Consider the following 289-nt stretch of genomic DNA (forward strand, 5'->3'; position numbering starts at 1 on the left):
TTGGGACCAAGGGGTCGCAGGTTCGAATCCTGTCTTCCCGACCATTTATGGGGCCTTAGCTCAGCTGGGAGAGCGCCTGCCTTGCACGCAGGAGGTCAGCGGTTCGATCCCGCTAGGCTCCACCAATCGGAATTTTGAACTTTGAAAACTGAACAAAGCGACAAACGTCAACGTTAATTTTTATTTTTTAAATTGAGCAAGTCAAACATTTCTTCGGAGAGTTTGATCCTGGCTCAGGATGAACGCTGGCGGCGTGCCTAATACATGCAAGTCGAGCGAACTGATTAGA

General features: G+C 49.1%; 1 tRNA gene and 1 rRNA gene. Both read left to right on the plus strand.

Annotation, left to right across the window (positions count from 1 at the left end):
* The first annotated feature begins 49 nt into the window (after window positions 1-49).
* Window positions 50-125 (plus strand) — tRNA-Ala (locus LJC66_RS27550).
* Between the two features lie 85 nt (window positions 126-210).
* Window positions 211-289, plus strand: a 16S ribosomal RNA gene (locus LJC66_RS27555); the annotation flags it as partial.

This window comes from Priestia sp. TSO9 (assembly GCF_021029645.1).
GTDB classification, from domain to species: Bacteria; Bacillota; Bacilli; order Bacillales; family Bacillaceae_H; genus Priestia; species Priestia megaterium_E.